The organism is Bacillus sp. MUM 116, assembly GCF_001866655.1.
Classification (GTDB): Bacteria; Bacillota; Bacilli; order Bacillales; family Cytobacillaceae; genus Neobacillus.
In genome coordinates, this window is sequence record NZ_MLYR01000037.1 from 1 (window position 1) to 20709 (window position 20709).

The window sequence follows — 20709 nt, forward strand, 5'->3', positions numbered from 1 at the left end:
ATTTACTATTACAATCACAAACGGATGAAGGCAAAATTAAAAGACCTGAGTCCGGTGGAGTACCGAACTCAAGTCTTAAAAGTTGCATAAAAATATTTGTCTAACTTTATTGGGTCAGATCAAGTTGGTGCTTTTTTTGTTGTGTAATTTGACAATTTTAAAAAAAGGGGTCTAGTAGTTATTTATTAAATAGTTACCTTAGATAACTAATTAGTGAGGAGTGTGGAGTTTTCGAAATGCAAGGGTTTTTCCAACAATATTTAAGAGTATATCGTTCCTCTAATAAGCAAATTAAATGAGACGCTTAGAGAATTTGAGTTGTCCTACTCGTTTTGGCAAGTTATTTTGTACGTAAACAAATATGGGCAGTCAACACTCGTAGACATTTCCAATTATTATAATGTGGAAAAGCCTACCGTTACAAGAGCGGTCAAACGGTTACAAGAAAAGCACATTGTAGAAGTCATTTCCGGGAAAGATAAACGTGAGAAAATCATTCAACTGACTGAATTGGGGAAAGAGCGATATACAACCATCAGGAAGAAAATTACAGAGCTTGAATACAGTGTCATGGAAAGCATTCCTAAAGAGGAACAAAACGCTGCATTTCATTTACTTTCAAAATTAAGAGAAAACATTATTAAAGAAGGTAGAAAAAATGAATAAACCCAAATTGTGGACAAAGGATTTCCTGATCGTTTCAGCAGCAAACTTTTTTCTTTACTTTACATTCTATTTATTAATGGTAACCATCACATTATTTGCTTCGGAAAAATTTCATGCAACACCAAGTGAGGCCGGTCTTGCTTCAGGGATATTTGTTGTAGGAACACTGATTGCCCGTCTATTCTCTGGAAAATCAATTGACCGGGTCGGATGGAAAAAGATGTTATACATTGGCTTTATCTTATTCTTACTTACCACCTTATTATATTTTGCCGTAAACAGCCTTGGCTTTCTTCTTGTCAATCGTTTCTTGAATGGTGCCGCCATGGGGGTTGCTTCCACGGCAACAGGAACGATTGTGGCGAAAATTATTCCGAATGAAAGACGCGGGGAAGGTACCGGTTATTATGCATTAAGTGTGACGCTTGCAGCCGCGATTGGACCTTTCTTAGGGATGTTCCTTATGCAGCATTCAAGTTTTAATATGAATTTTATTGTTTGTCTTGTTTTTTTAGTCATGAGTTTTGTTGCTATTTTCTTTTTAAAGGTTCCGAAAATCAAACTATCGCAGGAACAATTAGCGAAAATGAAGGGATTTTCGGTTCATAATTTCTTTGAAGTAAAAGCCATTCCAATTTCGATTATTGGTGCATTGGTGGGCTTTGGGTACTCAAGTATCCTTACATTCTTAACTTCATATACAAGAGAAATCAATTTAGTTGATGTTGGAAGTTTCTTCTTTATTGTTTATGCTGTCTTCACTTTGATTTCAAGACCATTTACTGGTAAATGGTTTGATCAAAAAGGCGAAAATTTTGTCATGTATCCGTCCTTTTTATTCTTTGCCGTTGCATTAATCTTGCTTAGCCAGGTTCACCAAGGGATTATGCTGTTAGTCGCAGGTGCATTAGTCGGTCTTGGATATGCAACCTTCTCGTCCAGCGCCCAAGCGATTTCCATTAAAGTATCGCCAAAAAATCGGATGGGGTTGGCCACTTCGACCTTTTTCATTTTTGTTGATGGCGGAGTGGGGATTGGACCTTTTATCCTCGGCTTTTTCGTTCCTTTAATCGGCTACAGAGGTCTGTATTTTAGTGTCGGTATCGTAGTTTTTGCTTGTATCTTCCTATATTACTTCTTACATGGTCGAAAATATAGCCAGGGAAGAAGCGAACTTGTTGAATTACATTAATTAATAATAAAAAAGCACGCAGGGTTTGAACTGCGTGTTTTTTCATCAAGACCTTTTTGTTAGCTCTTCATTGCACCAAATAAAATAAAACAAACCCCCAGGAATATCCATAAAATTTTATAGAAAGAAATGTTTCCAACCATTCCTAAAACGCCAATGGTTGTGGTAAGGATTAAAATAATTGGTCCCACAAGAGCAAGCGAACTATTCACCATTAAGGCTTTTTCAATTGAGTTAAATTTGATCATTAAAATAGCGGCAGTTATTTCAATACATCCTGAAAGAATTCTTAATAAGGCCATTCCCAATACGATTTTTTCAATAAAAATAAACATTTTTGCCCCCCGAAAAAAGAATATCTTCCACAATATATGCGGTAATTTCAAAAAGAAGGACAGGTTTTAAGAGCATGATGAAGGAATGATTAAATGGGATCCTTTTTCACTAGGAATAGAATGGTTGACGAAATCAATTAAATATGATATTAAAATAATGTGTTAGCACTCTTGATGATAGAGTGCTAAAATAATGATAGAATTGTTGATATAAAACTTGAAAGGAGCATTTTAATGGAAACGAAACAGTTTCAGGCTGAATCAAAAAGATTATTGGATATGATGATTCACTCCATTTATACACAAAAGGAGATTTTTTTAAGAGAGTTAATTTCCAATGCGAGTGATGCGATTGACAAAATCTATTATAAGGCCCTAACAGATGAAAACTTGAGCTTTGATAAGGAGCGCTACTACATAAATGTAGCCGCTGATAAAGAAAATAGACTTCTAAAAATCACCGATACCGGTATCGGAATGACAGCGGAGGAACTTGAAAATAATCTTGGTACGATTGCCAAGAGCGGCTCGTTAGCATTTAAAACGGAAAATGAATCAAAAGATGGCCATGAAATCATTGGACAATTTGGGGTGGGCTTCTATGCTGCCTTTATGGTTGCTGATGTCGTAACCGTGATTAGTAAGGCATTGGACAGTGACCAAGCTTACAAATGGGAATCAAATGGGGCTGAAGGCTATACCATCACTCCGTGTGAAAAAGATGCAGTAGGAACAGAGATTATTTTAAAAATTAAAGAAAATACCGAAGAGGAAAATTATGATGAATTTTTAGAAGAGTACCATTTAAAATCCATCATCAAAAAATATTCAGATTTTATCCGCTATCCAATTAAAATGGATGTGACCAGTCGCAGACCTAAAGAAGGCAGCGAAAACGAATACGAGGACTTTGTGGAAGAACAAGTCATTAACAGCATGGTGCCAATTTGGCGGAAAAATAAAAAAGAATTAACGGATGAAGACTATCAGAATTTCTATTCGGAAAAACGCTACGGATTTGACAAGCCAATTAAACATATTCATATTAGTGTTGATGGTGCCATTAGATATAATGCAATTTTATATATCCCAGAGAAAACTCCATTTGATTTTTATTCATCGGAATATGAAAAAGGTTTAGAGCTTTATTCCAATGGCGTCTTAATCATGAATAAATGTGCAGACCTTCTTCCTGACTACTTTAGTTTTGTTAAAGGAATGGTCGACTCAGAAGATTTATCACTGAACATCTCGCGTGAAATGCTTCAGCATGACAGACAACTTAAACTGATTGCGAAAAATATTAATAAGAAAATTAAGAGTGAACTCCAAGGCTTATTAAAAAATGAACGCGAAAAGTATGAGGAATTCTATCAATCGTTTGGCAGACAATTAAAATTTGGCGTATATAGTGACTATGGAATGCATAAAGAAGAGTTGCAAGACTTATTATTATTCTATTCTTCAAAAGAGAAGAAAATGGTTACTTTAGATGAATACGTATCAAGAATGCCTGAGGATCAAAAATATATTTACTATGCATCCGGCGAAACGATTGAAAGAATCGAAAAGCTGCCGCAAACCGAGGTAGTTGCGGATAAAGGCTACGAAATTCTTTACTTCACTGATGATATTGATGAATTTGCCATCAAGATGTTAATGGCTTTCAAAGAAAAAGAGTTCAAATCGGTTTCAAGCGGTGATTTAGGAATTGATGCAGATGAGGATAAAAACAATAATGAATCTGAAGAAAATGAAAATAAAGAGCTTTTTGAAGCATTGAAAAAAATCCTATCCGATAAGGTAAAGGATGTTCGGGTTTCAAAACGATTAAAGAGCCATCCAGTATGTATCACCGCTGATGGCGAAATTACCTTGGAAATGGAAAAAATTCTAAAATCCATGCCTGGAAATCAAGATGTAAAAGCGGACCGCATTTTAGAAATTAATGTTCATCATGATGTGTTTGCTTCCCTAAAAGATGCATTTGAAAAAGATCAAGAGAAATTGGCTTTATATACCAACCTCTTGTATAATCAAGCATTGTTAATTGAAGGCCTGAAGGTTCCAGATCCTGTAGAATTCACAAACGATATTTGCAAAATTATGGTATAAAGATTAGAGCTGTCATTATGGCAGCTCTTTTCTTATAAGAAAAACCGGGGGATCCCCGGTTAACTTGTTGTTGATTTGTTAATGGATTTAATTTTATCATCGTTTCTTCGCTGCGGGACGGTATTTTCGTCGCCAGGCATTAGCCTCCATCCCTTTGTAACCACAATCCGCAGCCATGTTCCAGGAATCCATGAGGTCACTAAAGCAAGCATGACAAGAATAGCGAAAAATTCCTGGTTAATAATGCCTGTCGTGTAAGCCACAGATGAAAGAACAATTCCCGGTCCTCCACGGTCATTGATTGCCAGTCCCAAATTAAAGCTGGTGAAACGGTCCTGTTTCATCATTCGTGAAGTAAAATAAACGGCGGCCGTTTGTGTTAAAGTGGCAAATAATAAATAAGTTAAGAAGAACCATGGATTAAAATGCCTTACAAGATCTAATTGTAATCCTACGGTTGCAAAATAAATGGGGATGAACCACGAGAAAGATATATTGGAGACACTTTGCTCAAGTCGTTCGGATACAGGATTCGGTAAAGCTACCTTTGCGATAATACCTGCGAGCAGGGCTCCAAAAATGGTTTCTACCTTTAGACTTCCGGCAAGGGAAGCGAGCATGAACATGATAAATAGAAAGTATCCCAGGTTAGAGGATCGGAATAAGAGGTTCTGCTTTACAATCGTTAAACGTTTAAAGAGGAGATACCCTAGTAGCAGCGTGCCAAAAATAAATCCTAACGATATTCCAACACTTGTAAACGCTGTACCAACCGTAAAGACACCTTTCTGGCTCGCAATGGCAGTAGCAAATCCTAATGCAACCCAAAGAAGTACATCATGGATTCCGGCACAGGCAATTACAATTTTTGCAAACCGTGTATGCATAATTCCAAGATCATTAAAAATTTTTGAAATAACGGGAATTGAGGTAACAGCAATTGAGATGGCAATGATGATTTTCATGGCTAATGCATTGTTAGCGCTTCCTAAATATGGAGTGATATTAAAAAAGTCTGCTGCAACCCAGCCTACGATAAATGCCGGAATTGTTGCACCGATGACGAGTGCGGAGGTTATTTTCGCATCCTCCTTATTAAAGCGTGTTTGAAACTTCAGACCCGAACAAAACATTAACATTAGTAAACCAAATTGATAAAGTAAGCCAAATAATTTATCCTCGGTCGGAAAGCCTAAAAAAAGCCATTTAAACGCATCAGGAAAAAAATGTCCCAGTAGCGTCGGCCCGAGGACTAAGCCTGCAGCAACCTCACCAATCACGCGTGGAATGAACATCCGTTCCGCAATAAACCCAAGTAAATGGGCCATTGCTAGTAAACATCCCATCGCAAGGAGAAAATGACTAATTTCAGCTCCGGTTAAACTAAACATTTCAAAACCCTCCTTGAAAAGTTTTTTCTTTTTAGGGTATGCGAAAGTTGTCCAATGGTCATGGACAACTTTGAATTTTTGCCAAAATTAGGTGATTCAAGAAATCTTTTTGGAAAGGTCCTCATTTTTTTCAATCCAAATCTTTCCGGTTGAATGAAAGCTGCAATAATTAAAGATTTCGAGCTGATAACCTGTCCCGTTCGGAAGGGTAAAGGTGTATGCCAATTCCTTCTCTGAATGGTTCCCGTAAAAAATGACGCTTTCAAAGTATTCAATAGAAAGCCCAAATTTGCTCAATTTTACGATGGAATATTTGATTGGTGAAAGATGATCATGTGTAGTTTGTGAACCTCTAATGGTAATGGTCTTATTCTCGATATTAAATTTTGAACTGAAATAGAATGGTGAATCGGTTCTTAATCCCCAGCTAACTTCCGTACTTCCTGGTTTCAATGGTTTTACAGATTGACGCCGAACCCGTTTATTTAATAAATGTAAAATTCCCCTAAAACATATGCAGTTTGCCCTCCTTTGTCAATTGTTACTATATTATCTTCATCATGACGGTAAATTGTAACGGCAAATCCCCAGTATGTCTTATTTTTATAAAAAATATTAAGAAAACGAATAAGTTCCTCCTTCTTACACAAAATATAAAAAAATAAAGGAGTGTGAGAGTATGAAAAAAATAGTTCTCTTACTGGTTTTGTTGTTCCCTATCAGTTTTAGCAGTTATTTTCAGACGGTTCATGCAAAAGTAAGCGGGGACCCGCAAGCTGAAAATAAAGTCATCTCTGAAAAAGAAGCCGGGAATATTGCTTTAAAAAAGGTAAAAGGTAAAATTGTCAAAGTTGTCCTGGAAGAAGATGATGGCAGATCCGTTTACGAAGTGAAAATTAAAAGCGCAGGCATTTTTTATGAAGTGGAAATCGATGCGAAGACAGGTAAAGTGTTAGAGGTTGAAAAAGAGGGATCCAACGGTGATGATGACGGTCATGGTAACGATGACCACGAACATGGTGATGATGACGGACATGGTGACGACGATCATGGAGATGATTAATAAAACTTTTAAAACGCTGCACGTCATTTTTTGATGTGCCGTTTTTTATCTTGAGGAGAACTCTTATGATAAAAAAATACTTCATCCTTATTATTTTGCTATATAGTTGTTTAGCACAAGCGTATCCTTCCTATGCGGAATCAGTGGAAGCAGAAAAAAATAAAGAAATGGAAAAGGTTGTTCCCGCTCCAAAAATAGAGAAGCTCAAGGAAACGGAAGAAAATGCCGATACCGAAAAAGAAGCGGAAGAAGATAACGATTCTGAAAAAGAACCCGATGGTGAAAAAAAAGATAGTGAAAAATGGGATTCAGATTTAACTTGTACAAAAGATATAAAGTATACACTAGCCCAAAAGCAGCGTCTTGATCAAATCTATCACCGAATTTACATGGACTATATCAGCTTGATTGAAACGTATGCCTGGGCAGGGGCACTCAGCCAAGAAGAAAAGCTTCTTCGCTACAAAATGTTGAAAAACTACATACTAACTTTTCAAAAACGAAACTATAAGTGGTGCAGTGAATACGAGGAAGATGAGTGGGAAGAGGAATGGTTTAATAGTGATAATGATTAAAGAAATTTTAGGGGACACTTTATATTAGGATTGTCGCTTTTAAAATGAGCAAATTTTTTGACATCCTAACCAATTTTTACGTAAGCTTAATGAGTTGTAACATACAACTATTTTGTTGTGCAAGGGGGAAATGCAGATGAAACTAGTAGCTATAGTTGGAAGTATTCGGAAGGACTCATATAACTTGAAGCTGGCCAAATATGTTCAAAGAACCTATAAAGACCGTTTTGACCTTGAAATTTTGAATATTCGAGACCTTCCTCATTATGACCAAGATATCGAATTAAATCCGCCACAAGTGGTTTCTGATTTTAAGAAAAAAGTAGCAGAGGCAGATGCTGTTCTTTGGATCACACCAGAATACAATTATTCGATTCCGGGAGTATTAAAGAATGCAATGGATTGGTTATCCCGTGTCGATAAAGTGATGATTGGAAAGCCATCATGGGTTATGGGGGCAACAATGGGAACACTTGGAACCGTTCGGGCCCAACAGCATTTGCGTGATATTCTTTTCTGTCCGGGAATTGGTTCACCAATCATGCCGGGAAATGAAGTATATGTTGCTCAAGTTCATGAAAAAATTGATCAAGACGGAAACCTTACCCACGAACCAACCATTAAGTTCTTAGATCAAGTTGTCAATAACTTTATCCAATGGTCTAGCCAACAAAAACAACTTGTGTAACAAATTAACCTCAAAACCAACACTGTAAATAGAAAACAGTGTTGGTTTTTTTATTCCTTCAAACATTTTTTCCAAATTATGCAAATGAATAATTTGTCCTATTTTTGATTCTGAATCATATAGATTTAGAGGGCTTGTTTTTTATAAAAAAAGGGGAGGGTCAACATTGAAGTTAAAGAAATCTTTAGCCTTATTGTTAACGGGAGGGTTGGCAGCAAGTCTATTTTTAGCAGGCTGCAGTTCCAAATCAGGAGACACAGGAAAAAGTAGTTCCAATGTAATCAAAATTGCGACACAAACACCACTTTCTGGCGGTAGTGCGACCATAGGGGAAGCGATTAAGCTGGGGGCACAGCTTAAATTGGACGAAGAAAAAGCAAAGTTTAAGGAATTAGGCTTTGACTTGCAATTGGTTCCGTATGATGACCAAGGGGATCCGAAAAAAGGAGTGGCCAATGCTCAATTGATTGGTGCCGATAAATCCATTATGGCGGTGGTCGGGCACTTTAACTCAGGTGTTGCAATTCCATCATCAGAGGTCTATGAAAAATATGCGATTCCAATGGTTTCACCAGCTAACTCTGCCGTTGAGGTAACAACAAGAGGATTAAAAACGGTAAACCGAATTGTTGCCCGCGATGATTTCCAAGGCCCTGCCGGTGCAGAATATGCGGTGAATACTTTACATGCGAAAAAGATCTTTATCGTACAGGACAAAACAGCATATGGTACAGGTCTTGCAGAAGCTTTTAAAAAAGCGGCTGAAGAAAAGGGTGCACAAATCCTTGGATTTGAAGGAATTACCGTTGGTGAAAAGGACTTTAACGGGGTTCTTAACCAAGTTGTCTCGAAAAAACCAGACCTTGTGTATTTTGGCGGAATCTATGCAGAGGGCGGCTTGTTAATCAAACAAGCGCGTGAAAAAGGCATCAATGTTCCATTCATGGGCGGAGACGGCATGGATGCTTCCACTCTTGTTGAGATTGCTGGTGACGCGATTAAAAACACCTATATTACTTCTCTAGCTGGGGACTCTACCAAATCTGCTGATGGGAAAAAGTTTATCGAAACCTATAAAGCTAAATTTAACAAAAATACAGAGTCCTATTCAGTATATGGTTACGATACGATGGGTGTTGTTTTAAAAGGAATTGAGGATGCAATTAAAGCCAATAACAACAAAGTGCCTACACGCGAACAAGTTCGTGATGCCGTTCGCGGGGTGAAAGATTTTCAAGGTGTGTTAACGAAGGTAAGATTTGACGGCAACGGTGACAATGAATATGCGAAAGTGTTTATTTATAGCTTTAAAGAAGCGAAATATCCGGCAGAATTTGTTGGGGAAGTGAATAAATAAGTTAATAGTTTGAAAAGGGTATTACTCAAGGGAGAGTACCCTTTTCTTCTATGAATTTTGGGACAAGGGGGTTCATTATGCTGAATGAAATGGTCCAGACAATTCCGCAGGTGCTGATTGATGGACTTACATTAGGGGCGGTCTATGCCGTTATTGCATTAGGGTACACCATGGTGTATGGGATTTTGGAATTAATTAACTTTGCCCATGGGGAAATTTTTATGACTGGCGCCTTCATGGGAACAGCAATTTTACTCGTTTTAACAGGAATGGGCTGGATGTCTGCAGTACCGGCCATTGTCATGTTGATTACGGCACTCCTCTTAACGGCACTTTTGACAGGTTTACTGGGAATGGGGATTGAGAGGGTAGCATACCGGCCATTAAGGAATGCACCTAGGCTGATTCCTTTGATTACGGCGATTGGAATTTCCTTTTTATTGCAGGATATTGTGAGATTCATAGCTGAATTGAAAAAAGGCAACTATATTGTAACAGGTCCAAGCCTGTTTACCCATCAGCTATCCATCAAAGCTTCATCACTTAGTTCTGTTTTTAATGATGCCAATATTAAAACTTCCTTTGTTATTGTGCTTGTCACAGCCGTAATCATGATGATTGGTCTTGATTTATTTGTTAATCGGACTAAATGGGGAATGGCGATGAGGGCGGTTGCTCAAGATCGCGAAACCGCTTCGTTAATGACAATTAACGTGAATAAAGTAATTTCGATGACCTTTTTTATCGGGTCCGCACTTGGCGGGGCAACGGGCGTCCTTTTTGCTGTTCAATATGGAACGATTGACCCGTACATTGGCTTTATCCTTGGTTTAAAAGCATTTACTGCAGCAGTATTGGGCGGAATTGGAAATATCCGTGGAGCAATGCTGGGCGGTTTATTGTTGGGACTGTTAGAAATGTTTGCATCTGCCAATTTATCACTTCTTTCAGGCGGCGTCTTCGGTGCTGAATACAAGGATGTATTTGCCTTCATCATTTTAATTATCGTATTACTGTTTAAGCCGGAAGGTCTTTTAGGCAAACCGGTTACTGAGAAAGTGTAGGTGAGAAGATGAAATCTTTATGGAACAACTATAAAAATAACAAAGTTTTTCAGGGGATTTTTCTGCTCATATACATTGGAATTACATCATTAAGTTTATTTTTTGCCCAGAAGTCGGTGATTGCGTTTTTACTTTTATTAGCTTCTCTATTACTCTTGTATTTTACAAATTTTAAGAATCTAACAAAATGGATGATCGCCTTTGTTGTATTAGTATTTTTACTCCCGTTTACGGCGAGTCAAGGGGATGCTTATCAATCCTATATGGAAGTAGCTACGCTGGTGGGGATCTATACATCGATGGCCCTCGGTTTAAATATCGTTGTCGGAATGGCGGGACTGCTTGATTTAGGGTTTATTGCCTTTTTTGCGGTGGGGGCCTATTCATATGGAATTTTTGCGACAGCGCAGGCAAATAATTTTATGCCATTTGGACATTTTCCGCTCTCGGGTGAGAGCTTTTGGTTCTTTATTATTATTGGCTGTTTGGTGGCGGCATTGTTTGGGGTTTTACTAGGAATACCGGTTCTGCGGGTAAAAGGGGATTATTTAGCGATTGTTACTCTCGGCTTCGGAGAGATTATCAGAATCATTTTTAACAACCTTGATCGACCGGTTAATATTACAAATGGTGCAATGGGGATACCATCGGTTACTCCACCGCGATTGTTTGGCATTGATTTTCTTTATCCAAGCCAATTTTATTATGTTGTCCTTGTGATTTTATTGTTTACGATTTTTACCGTCCGCCGCTTTGAATATTCGAAAATCGGCCGTTCCTGGAAGGCTGTCAGGGAAAATGAAATTGCCGCACAGGCGATGGGAGTTCCATTAGTAAGGACGAAACTGATGGCTTTTGCGATTGGCGCTTCGTTTTCGGGGATGATGGGGGTGGTTTTTGCCGCCAAACAAGCATTTGTAGACCCCACCAGTTTTACCTTGCTAGAGTCAATAACGATTTTAGTCATGGTTATTTTAGGAGGAATGGGAAGTGTTCCCGGAGTTATTCTTGGGGCGGCTGTTATGACGATTTTGAACTTGCAAGTATTAACAGAGCTTACAAATTGGTTAAATCAGCTAAATACATCGGGGGTTCTGTCGATTCCAGATGCTCTTTCACCTTCAAAAATGCAACGGCTGATTTTTGGATTATTGTTAATCCTGTTCGCATTATACCGGCCCAAGGGACTCTTACCAGCTAAAAATCGCAAATACGATGAAAAAGAAATACGAGATGGAAGTCTGGAAGCAAAAAGTACAATCACACCTGATCCATCGCAGCTTGATAAAGCGCAGGAGGTGTAAGGAATGGCAATTTTAGAAGTGAAAAATTTAACGAAAACATTCGGTGGACTTACTGCGAATAATGATGTTTCGATGACCGTTGAGAAAAATTCAATCACAGCGGTGATTGGCCCGAATGGAGCCGGAAAAACAACTTTTTTTAATATGATTACAGGGGTATACCAGCCAACCTCTGGTTCGATTTTGCTTGAAAATGAATCATTAGTTGGCTTAAAGCCTCATGAGGTGTGCAAAAAGGGAATTGCCCGCACCTTTCAAAATATCCGTTTGTTTAATGAAATGGCTGTCATTGAAAATGTCTTGGTTGGCATGCATATTCATTTAAGGGCAGGGCTTTTTGGGATTTTGTTTAATCTTCCCGGGATTCGAAAAGAGGAGAGGGTTTCTGAAATAAAGGCATTTCAATTATTGGAATATGTCGGGCTGGCCGACTTGCTAAATGAAAAAGCCTGCAATTTAAGCTATGGCGCCCAAAGAAGATTGGAAATCGCAAGAGCGCTCGCAGCGGGGCCAAAGGTTCTCTTATTAGATGAACCTGCAGCAGGAATGAATCCGAAGGAAACGAAGGAATTGACACAGTTGATTAAAAAAATGCGAGATGAATTTAATCTAACAGTGATATTAATTGAACATGATATGAAGCTTGTAATGGAAATTTCCGAGCATATTGTGGTCCTCGACCATGGGGAAAAAATTGCAGAGGGAAAGCCGGAAGAAATTCGGAATAATCCGAAGGTTATCGAGGCTTACCTCGGGTCAGGGGCTGTTCACGCTGGTTAGGGGGGAAAGAATGCTTCAATTAAAAAATGTAGAAACTTTTTATGGCGGGATACAGGCTTTAAAGGGGATTGATATTTCGGTAGATAAAGGGGAAATTGTCACGCTGATTGGCAGTAATGGTGCCGGGAAATCGACGACATTAAAATCCATCAGCGGGCTGGCGAAAGTTAAAGCTGGCAGTATTGTTTATAAGGGATCTACTATTTCGAATAAACCGGCACATGAAACAACACTTTTGGGGATTGCCCATGTTCCCGAGGGAAGAAGAATTTTTCCAAGATTGACGGTAAAGGAAAACCTGTTAATGGGGGCGTTTTCGGTAAAAAGTAAGCAGGTGATTGAAGAACGGCTGGTGCGTGTCTTTCATTATTTTCCGAAGCTTAAGGATCGCCTTGAGCAAAAGGGAGGTACGATGAGCGGCGGGGAACAACAGATGCTTGCGATTGGCCGAGCACTGATGATGAAACCGGACTTGCTTATGCTTGATGAGCCCTCGATGGGCCTGGCACCCATTATCGTCGAACAAATCTTCGAAATCATCAAAGAACTTAACGAGGAAGGGATCACCATCCTGCTCGTCGAACAAAATGCCTACCAAGCCCTGCAAGTCGCCCACCGCGGCTACGTCATCCAAACCGGAGAAATCAAACTCCAAGGCAATGGCTATGAATTGATAACCAATGAAGAGGTTCGGGATGCTTACCTGGCATAAATTGAAAGGTTAGAATAACGACAAAATTCGGATGGTGATAGGCATCACCCGAATTTTGTCAAAAAGGAAGAACAGTTCGGAGAGCTGTTCTTCCTTTTTTTGAATTTTCTTTTTCTTGTTTATATTTTTACTTTATCACACTATTATTTTACCACTTTACCAAACTAAAATATCGTAGTATAATTTTTCACATAATAAATTTGATGAGGTGATTGTTTATGATAATAACAATTAAAAATAACTACAATTCCATTATGGCACACCATCATCAAAACCATCATCATTCTTGTTGATTGCTAACTATTATTAACTCGATAAAGAATTTTAAAATGACAACAAAATAATGAGTGTAAATTTACAAGAGAGGATTTTTCATCATGGAAAATAAAAAATGGGGTTTATGGATATTAACAACGTTTGTTGTTGGAAATATGGTTGGCGGGGGCATATTCATGCTTCCCAGCAATATGGCTCAAGTGGCAAGTCCGTTTGGATCAATGTCCGCTTGGGGGATTACGGGATTAGGTGTTTTATTTATCGCACTTGTTTTTGGGAATTTAGCAACAAGGAAGCCGGAGCTAAAGGCCGGACCGCAGAGTTATGCGCAAGCGATGTTTTCATCGCCGAAAGCAGGACGTCTTGCCGGTTATAGCATGGCATGGGGATATTGGGCAGCAAACTGGGCCGCGACTACTTCCGTCATCATCACGTTTGCCGGCTATCTGTCCACTTTCTTTCCGATTATGCAAAGTACGAAAGTGATTTTTACAGCTGGAACTTTCTCATTGGAATTGGGCAAATTTATTTCTTTCATGGTATGTACGGTTATGCTTTGGGGGATTCAAACGATTTTATCAAAAAGCTTTAACGGCGGCGGTAAATTGAACTTCATTGCAACGGCGGCAAAGGTAATTGGGTTCGCTTTATTTATCGTCGCGACATTGTTTATTTTTGATGCTGCAAACATCGGAAATGGCACGGATTTTGTTGATAAAGCTGGAAAATCCGCATTATTTGGCAGCCAAATCAATTCGGCAGCGATTTTAACCTTATGGGCATTTATTGGGATTGAGTCAGCGGTTATGCTTTCAAATCGTGCAAAGTCCCAAAGAGATGTTAAAATGGCAACGATTATTGGCTTAATTATTTCACTTGTTATTTATATCGGAATCACACTTTTAACGATGGGGGCTTTGCCTGCCGAAGCGTTAAAGACTTCACAAAAACCTTTAGTGGACGCGTTGGGACAAGTCGTGGGTTCAGGCGGAGGAAAACTCATGGCCTTGCTTGCCCTAGTTTCATTATTTGGTTCAACTGTAGGATGGATTGTCGTGAGTACTGAGGTTCCTTATCAGGCGGCCAAAGTTCAATTATTCCCAGCGTTTTTTGGTAAAACCAATCGAAAAGGCAGTCCGGTTAACTCATTAACATTGACCAATATTATGACACAAATCTTTTTGTTCTCAACGATTTCCGGTACGATTACAGAGGCCTATAATTTTGTAATTGTAGTCGCAACGCTTGCCTACCTGATTCCATATTTGGTATCGGCACTGTATCAATTAAAACTGATCCTAACTGGTGAAACCTATGACACGATTAAAGGCTCAAGAGTATTGGATGGAATTATTACAGTTTTAGCCCTTGTTTATTCGTTGTGGGTAATTAAAACCGGAACGGCAGACATGAAAACATTCGTATTAGGAATTGGGTTGTTTGTAATTGGTTTGGTTTTATATCCGTTTGTGATGCAGGAGCGGAAGGCGGTCGAAAAAGAAAAAGAGACAAAAGCAGCTTAATTTGATTTGAAACAGGATGACCTACTGTGGTAGGAGCATCCTTTTTTTTTGGTTAGATACCTCCAAATATTGGAATGCATAGCTAAGATAAGTTTGGCAGCAAATCAAGCATCATAGCCGCTTGTAATGCGAGCCAAAGTTCAGCTACATTGCTGGTGTCATCTAGGCGACGCCCTGTAATTTGTTCAATCCGGTTAATTCTGTAGACTAACGTCTGTTTATGGATATGTAATGTTTTTGCAGCACCCTGCCAAGAGCGATTTTCACGCAGATAGACATAGAGTGTCAAAGGCAACTGGCTGTTGTGACGTGTGTCATATGCTAACAAGTCGCCAAGGATTTGTTCTACTAGCTCCCTAGCTTCACTCATGCTTCTGGGCAAGAAAGGGGATACAGGTGATTCTTCGCTATAGTAAACAACTGTTTTTTCGTGTGTCTCTGCTGCTCTTAACGCCCAGAGGGCTTCTTGATACGCCTCTTGTGTACGTGTAGAGTGCTTAATAGTATTACTGATTCCCAAACGTATGTTGGTCGGCAACTCAGCCTGTAAACCGGAAAGCGCGACTGCAGTAGACGGGAGAAGGATAACAAGAACATTTTCACGACGAGTTAACAGATGCGGAATACCGCTAGCATATAACTGGAGATGCAACCATGCGTGGTCGAATTGCTCTGCTTCTACTGAGCACGCAACAATACACAGGTGTTCGTTTTCGAGTTCATGTTCAGCCAATAAAAGGGAAGCAGCGTCAGCTGTAATTCGTCCTTCAATAAGGCCAGTCAAGATCTCAGCTCCTAATCGTCTTTGGCGTTCATGCAAACCCGTATCTTTTTCAACCACCAGTCCTACAATTGTTGCGATATGGCGTAGTACTAAGTTATCAGGGATAACTGATGAATGAGTAATGGCCACCAATAACGCGGGTCGGGAAGAAGGAACAGACATTTGTACCCCTTTGGCTTCATTCTGTTCTAATCTTTGTATAGTGAATGAGTGAGATATATCCCTGCAACGTATATCTACATGCATATCCAAAATAGGATTCGACAACTTCCCATCATGGAATAGTGGCTTTCTATTAACTGGGTCTATAACATAAATCGTACAATTAATAATCTCGCCGAGCATTCCGAGTATTATAGCAGGAGAAGTAGTATGTATGAATTGTCGGGCAATTTCGTACACACGCAACGTCTGCACTACTCGCGAGTGCTCTTTGTGGGTGTTAGCATCTGCTACAGCACGTGAAATGGCCATCCAAGGAACCTCATAAGCAGTTAACAAAATGGGAAAGTTGTTGCGATCAGCTTCAGCTAGTAGAGGATTAGTCAACTCAGGAGCAAACATCCCTTCCGCAATTGCTATCCCGCTCACTCTTCCATCTATGAGGCGTTTTAAGTATGTCTCTTGCTCCTGTGCAAGTCTTGGAATGGCCAGACCAGTAGTCATGATTAATTCACCCCCGGTCATCCATGGGGCTGGGTCGGGTAGTTCACATACATGTGCCCAGGTGATATGGCGTTCTAGTCCGGCAGTTCCCGCAATAACCTTCGTCTGCAAGTGTGGATTACTGACCAGCTCACGAATAGTAATTGTCATAAGCATTCATCCTATCGTACGAAATTTATTATAAAGTTTGTATTTTTAGACGTATTGCGAAGCAAGTAAACGAAACACTATACTGAATTTACAGAATTTACTGAATTGATACAATCTTATGAATAAATTTAGTATATCACTATCAGCCTTGGAATGAAAGTGAAGGTCATAGGACTACGGTTTATGGAGGAGTGTAATTATAATGCCGCATTTTAAACATCTGTTTGAAAAAGTGGTGATTGGTAATACAGAGTTGAAAAACAGAATTCTTAGTACTGCACATCAAACCAATCATGTTGTAGACGGTATTCCTATATCAGATATGACAGCCTACCATGTAGCTCGAGCTAAAGGTGGGGTCGGTCTTATTATTCTTGAAGCAGCCGCAGTGCACAGATCGGGGATGCTGACTAGTAAAACTATTGCAGGATACGACAAAAAGGTAGTACCGGCTTATTCTAAAATTGCTAAAGAATTACATCAGTACGGAACGAAAGTATTCGCTCAATTATTTCATGGAGGCAGAGAAGTTGTATCGAGCGATTATCGCAATGCTGCATGGGCTCCGTCTGCAGAACCTAGTTTGCGCTTTGGAGTTATGCCCAGGCCTATGAGCCTTGAGGACATTGAGGAAGTGATTGTAGGATTTGCTCTATCTGCCAAATTAGCCAAAGAAGCAGGACTCGATGGGGTAGAAATTTGTTGTTCACATGGATATCTTCCAGCGCAATTTTGGTCTAGTCATAGTAATTATCGAACAGACCAATACGGTGGATCCTTCGAGAATCGTATGCGTTTTATTGTTGAAGTCATGAAACGTGTCTGGGAGGGAGTCGGTGAAGATTACACCGTGGGAATCCGAATGAGTTCAGACGAAATGACCATGGATGGAACGAATATAGCAGACGCTGTGAAAATAGTCGAGTATTTGGTAGAACAGGTTCGAGTTGACTTCATAAATGTTACAGCAGGAGATTCCAGTACGTATGCTGGATCCACTCATATTGCACCACCATCTCCCATGAAACATGCGTATGTCTCGCCTCAAGCTTTTAAGCTGCGAATGGCAGGCGCTGTTCCGGTTTTTGTAGGATCTCGAATTATTGATCCTGTAGAGGCAGAGAAAATAATAGCAAATGGAAAGGCGGATGTCATAGGAATGACTCGGGCTTTAATTGTCGATCCTGAAATGCCAAATAAGGCAATGAGAGACGAACTTCAATCTATTGATGCTTGCCTGGGATGTCTTCAGGCGTGTATTGGTCATTATCATAAAGGACTTATCATTGGATGCGTTCAGAATCCGATAGCTGGTAAGGAGGAAAAGCTTCAACTGTTTATAGAGTCTTCAAAAACCAAACAGCATGTAGTAGTAATAGGAGCAGGACCAGCTGGATTGCAAGCTGCCTTGACTGCTGATGCTCAAGGACATGAAGTCACTCTCATTGACCAGAGCGAAGCAATTGGTGGATTACTACGAATGATGCGGCGAGCTCCAATGCGTCAGGAAGTTGCGGAAACTATGCTGGATAACTATTCACGAAAGTTAGCCAAAAGCAATATAAATATCCAGTTAGGAAGTAAGGTCAGTAGGGAAGATATAGTAGAATTGAACCCTGATGCAATCATCTGTGCGGTAGGTTCGCGACCATATGTGCCTCATATGGTAGGGGCTAACGATCATCGCGTGATAACTGTAGACGATATTTTTAGCAATAAATCCCAAAAAATAGGACCTCGTGTGTTGGTGTTTGATTTCTGTGGTGACTGGCCAGGAATGGAAGCAGCTATATTCTTGAAAGAAAAGGGCCATGAAGTAACATTGGTCTCTTCGAAGCTTCACATCGGTCAAGAAGTTCACCAATATCTTCGAAACGAATATCTAAAAAAACTCTATCAATTGAATGTACATCTTCGACCACATTATGATTTTGGCGGTATTCATGAAGATGGTGTGATAATCAGAAATCTATTTTCATATACCAGGGAAACAATGAAAGAATGGGATACTGTGGTTTTATCACTGGGCCGCATTCCCAATAGTGAGTTGTATGAACAAGTGAAAGATTTGGCTCCAGTTGTTCGGCAGATTGGAGATTGTTTGGCACCCCGGACTATTGAAGAAGCAACTAATGAGGGGATGACCACGGCTCTAGAAATAGGTCACATGACAGATAAAATACATTTATAGAAGGAAGTGAACAGAATTTCTAAATTAGTTCCATTAAATAAACGTTTCATTCAGAAGAAAAAAATTGGGTTCTGATGCATGCAATCTATTCGAACAGCCATTATTATTTTTAGCATTATTGAAGTGATGCATATGTTTAAAACGAACAGCTCCTTCTATGTGTGAAAATCTATCCTTTTTAAAAGAACTTGGGGAATTCCCTGGCACGAGAATTAGATTAAGTAAGAGAGGGGTTCGAATATGACAAATCAGACAAACAATGAAACGGTGTCATTGGAAGTGAAAATGCCTGTTGAACATGAAGTATCAGAAGACTTGAAAAAAATACTGATCGAAATGTCTAACGAAATAAATCTTGGAGATGACTTCAGCAAATTGGAATACTTTAACCTCTTCTTGATTGGACTAATCCTTCCTGCGTTGCTAATGATTGGGGGTTGGTTCTTATGAAATCAGCAAAAAAGCTTGAAATATCAATTTCACAGGAAGTAGCCCAAGGAAGTTGGCCATTACCAAAAAAAGAACGAACATGGACTTCTTGGGGCCTTACAGGAGTAGCCTTGAGTGCCGGAGTTGCAGCTTGGAGCTATTCCATAGGAGGTTTTGTTGCCAACTACCTTAATGCAACGATGGGAACGATGGCAATGATTGCAGGGTGTTTGGTCGGCATGTTTTTTGTAATAATGGCAACCGTTCCTGTGAGTATAAAATACGGAGTAGAAAACATTGCTTCAAGCAAATCGATATTAGGTCAAAAAGGATCTATATTTGCGATTTTTCTGCAGTATGCTTCCATTGTTGGTTGGAACTGCTTACTAATTATTCTTTTCGGTAAAGCAGTAGGAGAAGTGCTTTTTTCCGCAGGTTTACTTCATTCATTTTCCCAACAGGTTGTTACAGCCATTAGTTCACTGGCAGCCATTTCAATCAGCTGGATTTCGTTACGTGGTGGTTCAGCAGCCGTGAAAAATACTTCCCTTATTATTAGTCTACTTGTTGGCTTAACCGGTATTTTAATCATGTATAAATTAATTAGCACGGTTGGGATTAGTAAAATATTTCATGCAAAACCGCTCGCATCCTCTGGTGATCGACTTTGGGATTACACAACTGGTTTTGAAATTTTAGTTGCAAGTGTTCTTTCGTGGTGGCCATATATGGGAGGCATTGTTAGAATGGTTCCGAGTTCTGGGAAAGCTTTATGGCCAACCTTGCTTGGGATGGGATTACCGACTGGTGTCATTAGTTTAATTGGACTCTTTTCGGCTCTTGCAACCGGAAACTATGACCCTACTAAATGGTTTGTACAAGTCGGTGGAATTGGTTTTGGAATTATCGCTTTACTGTTTTTAGCTTTGGCGAATATAGGAACGGCAATTGTAGGAGCATATACAACTGGAATTGGTTTGCGTCAAATTAAATGGATTGAAAAGAAAACAACGTGGAATCAAACGACACTTATCGTGCTATTACCAGTTGCTATCATTAGCGTGTTCTTTCCGGATCAATTTTTAAATGCAATTCCGTCCTTCCTAGCATTTCTAGGTGTAGCATTTGCTCCAATTATTGGGATTCAAATAGCGGATTATTTCATTTTACGAAAACAAAGTATTTCACTGAATCATCTTTACTTGAATGGAAAGGAATCACACTATCATTTTTGGGGTGGAATAAACTTAGCTGCATTTGTTTCATGCGTTGTAGGTTTTTTTATCTATATCTATTTACTTGATCCTATTACGTATGCATCAGCGCCAATATTTAAATATACGACTGCTTCAATTCCAGTAATTATCTTATCGGGATTTTGTTACTATTTGATCACAAAGATCTTTGTCATACCTTCGAATAAAGGTGGTTACCAGAAATAGATAATC

20 protein-coding genes are annotated in these 20709 nt (G+C 39.3%); 16 read left to right on the forward strand and 4 right to left on the reverse strand.

Translation table 11 applies throughout. The annotated features are described in order from the left end of the window. From BIV60_RS28360 to BIV60_RS10520, 3 genes are all read left to right on the forward strand, one after another. Positions 1–90 (forward strand): IS3 family transposase (locus BIV60_RS28360; protein ID WP_141770449.1); only part of this gene is annotated, 90 nt, incomplete at its 5' end. A 228-nt stretch (positions 91–318) separates the two neighbouring features. Then, the gene (locus BIV60_RS10515; RefSeq protein WP_256218378.1) at positions 319–666 is read left to right on the forward strand and encodes a MarR family winged helix-turn-helix transcriptional regulator; all 348 of its coding nucleotides are present in this window, start codon (positions 319–321) and stop codon (positions 664–666) included. Beyond that, positions 659–1858, forward strand: coding sequence for an MFS transporter (locus tag BIV60_RS10520; RefSeq protein WP_071355692.1), 1200 nt, complete (start codon positions 659–661; stop codon positions 1856–1858). Before BIV60_RS10515 ends, BIV60_RS10520 begins: the two co-directional genes overlap by 8 nt. Before the next feature lie 59 nt (positions 1859–1917). On the opposite strand, the gene BIV60_RS10525 is transcribed toward BIV60_RS10520, so the two are convergent. Then, positions 1918–2193, reverse strand: coding sequence for a YqhV family protein (locus BIV60_RS10525; protein WP_071355693.1), 276 nt, complete (start codon positions 2191–2193; stop codon positions 1918–1920). A 234-nt stretch (positions 2194–2427) separates the two neighbouring features. On the opposite strand from BIV60_RS10525, the gene htpG reads away from it, so the two are divergent. Beyond that, positions 2428–4308, forward strand: a complete 1881-nt coding sequence (htpG, locus tag BIV60_RS10530; protein WP_071355694.1) for a molecular chaperone HtpG — start codon at positions 2428–2430, stop codon at positions 4306–4308. Positions 4309–4367: 59 nt separating this feature from the next. Here htpG and BIV60_RS10535 read toward each other — a convergent pair whose 3' ends face one another. Continuing rightward, complete coding sequence (locus BIV60_RS10535) at positions 4368–5699, reverse strand: cation:proton antiporter (protein WP_071355695.1); 1332 nt, start codon at positions 5697–5699, stop codon at positions 4368–4370. Positions 5700–5795: 96 nt separating this feature from the next. Further along, positions 5796–6152, reverse strand: a complete 357-nt coding sequence (locus BIV60_RS10540; RefSeq protein WP_071355696.1) for a hypothetical protein — start codon at positions 6150–6152, stop codon at positions 5796–5798. Between the two features lie 226 nt (positions 6153–6378). Here BIV60_RS10540 and BIV60_RS10545 point away from each other — a divergent pair, with 226 nt between their 5' ends. The 9 genes from BIV60_RS10545 to BIV60_RS10585 all read left to right on the forward strand — a co-directional run bounded on the left by BIV60_RS10545 (position 6379) and on the right by BIV60_RS10585 (position 15041). Beyond that, positions 6379–6762 carry a PepSY domain-containing protein gene (locus BIV60_RS10545; protein WP_071355697.1) on the forward strand — a complete coding sequence of 128 codons (384 nt, stop codon included), beginning with the start codon at positions 6379–6381 and terminating at the stop codon, positions 6760–6762. Positions 6763–6827: 65 nt separating this feature from the next. Then, complete coding sequence (locus tag BIV60_RS29600) at positions 6828–7337, forward strand: DUF2680 domain-containing protein (RefSeq protein ID WP_177177270.1); 510 nt, start codon at positions 6828–6830, stop codon at positions 7335–7337. 136 nt (positions 7338–7473) lie between these two features. Then, positions 7474–8025 carry an NADPH-dependent FMN reductase gene (locus BIV60_RS10555; RefSeq protein WP_071355698.1) on the forward strand — a complete coding sequence of 184 codons (552 nt, stop codon included), beginning with the start codon at positions 7474–7476 and terminating at the stop codon, positions 8023–8025. A 166-nt stretch (positions 8026–8191) separates the two neighbouring features. Then, complete coding sequence (locus tag BIV60_RS10560) at positions 8192–9382, forward strand: branched-chain amino acid ABC transporter substrate-binding protein (RefSeq protein WP_071355699.1); 1191 nt, start codon at positions 8192–8194, stop codon at positions 9380–9382. A 77-nt stretch (positions 9383–9459) separates the two neighbouring features. Then, entirely contained in the window at positions 9460–10446 is a 987-nt protein-coding gene (locus BIV60_RS10565) for a branched-chain amino acid ABC transporter permease (protein WP_071355700.1), read from the forward strand. Positions 10447–10454: 8 nt separating this feature from the next. Beyond that, positions 10455–11750 carry a branched-chain amino acid ABC transporter permease gene (locus BIV60_RS10570; RefSeq protein ID WP_071355701.1) on the forward strand — a complete coding sequence of 432 codons (1296 nt, stop codon included), beginning with the start codon at positions 10455–10457 and terminating at the stop codon, positions 11748–11750. A gap of 3 nt (positions 11751–11753) precedes the next feature. Continuing rightward, complete coding sequence (locus BIV60_RS10575) at positions 11754–12530, forward strand: ABC transporter ATP-binding protein (protein ID WP_071355702.1); 777 nt, start codon at positions 11754–11756, stop codon at positions 12528–12530. A 10-nt stretch (positions 12531–12540) separates the two neighbouring features. Beyond that, positions 12541–13242 (forward strand): ABC transporter ATP-binding protein, encoded by a 702-nt coding sequence (locus BIV60_RS10580; RefSeq protein ID WP_071355703.1) that lies wholly within the window; start codon positions 12541–12543, stop codon positions 13240–13242. 377 nt (positions 13243–13619) lie between these two features. After that, entirely contained in the window at positions 13620–15041 is a 1422-nt protein-coding gene (locus BIV60_RS10585) for an amino acid permease (RefSeq protein ID WP_071355704.1), read from the forward strand. An 82-nt stretch (positions 15042–15123) separates the two neighbouring features. Here the strand turns inward: BIV60_RS10585 and BIV60_RS10590 are convergent, their stop codons facing one another. Further along, complete coding sequence (locus tag BIV60_RS10590) at positions 15124–16641, reverse strand: PucR family transcriptional regulator (RefSeq protein WP_071355705.1); 1518 nt, start codon at positions 16639–16641, stop codon at positions 15124–15126. A gap of 202 nt (positions 16642–16843) precedes the next feature. On the opposite strand from BIV60_RS10590, the gene BIV60_RS10595 reads away from it, so the two are divergent. The 3 genes from BIV60_RS10595 (at position 16844) to BIV60_RS10605 (ending at position 20703) form a co-directional block, all read left to right on the forward strand. Continuing rightward, complete coding sequence (locus tag BIV60_RS10595) at positions 16844–18832, forward strand: oxidoreductase (RefSeq protein ID WP_071355706.1); 1989 nt, start codon at positions 16844–16846, stop codon at positions 18830–18832. Positions 18833–19072: 240 nt separating this feature from the next. Beyond that, entirely contained in the window at positions 19073–19282 is a 210-nt protein-coding gene (locus tag BIV60_RS10600; RefSeq protein WP_071355707.1) for a hypothetical protein, read from the forward strand. Then, the gene (locus BIV60_RS10605) at positions 19279–20703 is read left to right on the forward strand and encodes a purine-cytosine permease family protein (RefSeq protein WP_071355708.1); all 1425 of its coding nucleotides are present in this window, start codon (positions 19279–19281) and stop codon (positions 20701–20703) included. The genes BIV60_RS10600 and BIV60_RS10605 overlap by 4 nt, the downstream gene beginning before the upstream one ends. Positions 20704–20709: the final 6 nt, after the last annotated feature.

Excerpts from the sequence above, each read along its gene's own strand:
- BIV60_RS10520 (WP_071355692.1), top strand. The coding sequence starts at position 659 with ATGAATAAACCCAAATTGTGGACAAAGGATTTCCTGATCGTTTCAGCA.
- BIV60_RS10525 (WP_071355693.1), bottom strand. The coding sequence starts at position 2,193 with ATGTTTATTTTTATTGAAAAAATCGTATTGGGAATGGCCTTATTAAGA.
- htpG (WP_071355694.1), top strand. The coding sequence starts at position 2,428 with ATGGAAACGAAACAGTTTCAGGCTGAATCAAAAAGATTATTGGATATG.
- BIV60_RS10535 (WP_071355695.1), bottom strand. The coding sequence starts at position 5,699 with ATGTTTAGTTTAACCGGAGCTGAAATTAGTCATTTTCTCCTTGCGATG.
- BIV60_RS10545 (WP_071355697.1), top strand. The coding sequence starts at position 6,379 with ATGAAAAAAATAGTTCTCTTACTGGTTTTGTTGTTCCCTATCAGTTTT.
- BIV60_RS29600 (WP_177177270.1), top strand. The coding sequence starts at position 6,828 with ATGATAAAAAAATACTTCATCCTTATTATTTTGCTATATAGTTGTTTA.
- BIV60_RS10555 (WP_071355698.1), top strand. The coding sequence starts at position 7,474 with ATGAAACTAGTAGCTATAGTTGGAAGTATTCGGAAGGACTCATATAAC.
- BIV60_RS10565 (WP_071355700.1), top strand. The coding sequence starts at position 9,460 with ATGCTGAATGAAATGGTCCAGACAATTCCGCAGGTGCTGATTGATGGA.
- BIV60_RS10570 (WP_071355701.1), top strand. The coding sequence starts at position 10,455 with ATGAAATCTTTATGGAACAACTATAAAAATAACAAAGTTTTTCAGGGG.
- BIV60_RS10575 (WP_071355702.1), top strand. The coding sequence starts at position 11,754 with ATGGCAATTTTAGAAGTGAAAAATTTAACGAAAACATTCGGTGGACTT.
- BIV60_RS10580 (WP_071355703.1), top strand. The coding sequence starts at position 12,541 with ATGCTTCAATTAAAAAATGTAGAAACTTTTTATGGCGGGATACAGGCT.
- BIV60_RS10585 (WP_071355704.1), top strand. The coding sequence starts at position 13,620 with ATGGAAAATAAAAAATGGGGTTTATGGATATTAACAACGTTTGTTGTT.
- BIV60_RS10590 (WP_071355705.1), bottom strand. The coding sequence starts at position 16,641 with ATGACAATTACTATTCGTGAGCTGGTCAGTAATCCACACTTGCAGACG.
- BIV60_RS10595 (WP_071355706.1), top strand. The coding sequence starts at position 16,844 with ATGCCGCATTTTAAACATCTGTTTGAAAAAGTGGTGATTGGTAATACA.
- BIV60_RS10600 (WP_071355707.1), top strand. The coding sequence starts at position 19,073 with ATGACAAATCAGACAAACAATGAAACGGTGTCATTGGAAGTGAAAATG.
- BIV60_RS10605 (WP_071355708.1), top strand. The coding sequence starts at position 19,279 with ATGAAATCAGCAAAAAAGCTTGAAATATCAATTTCACAGGAAGTAGCC.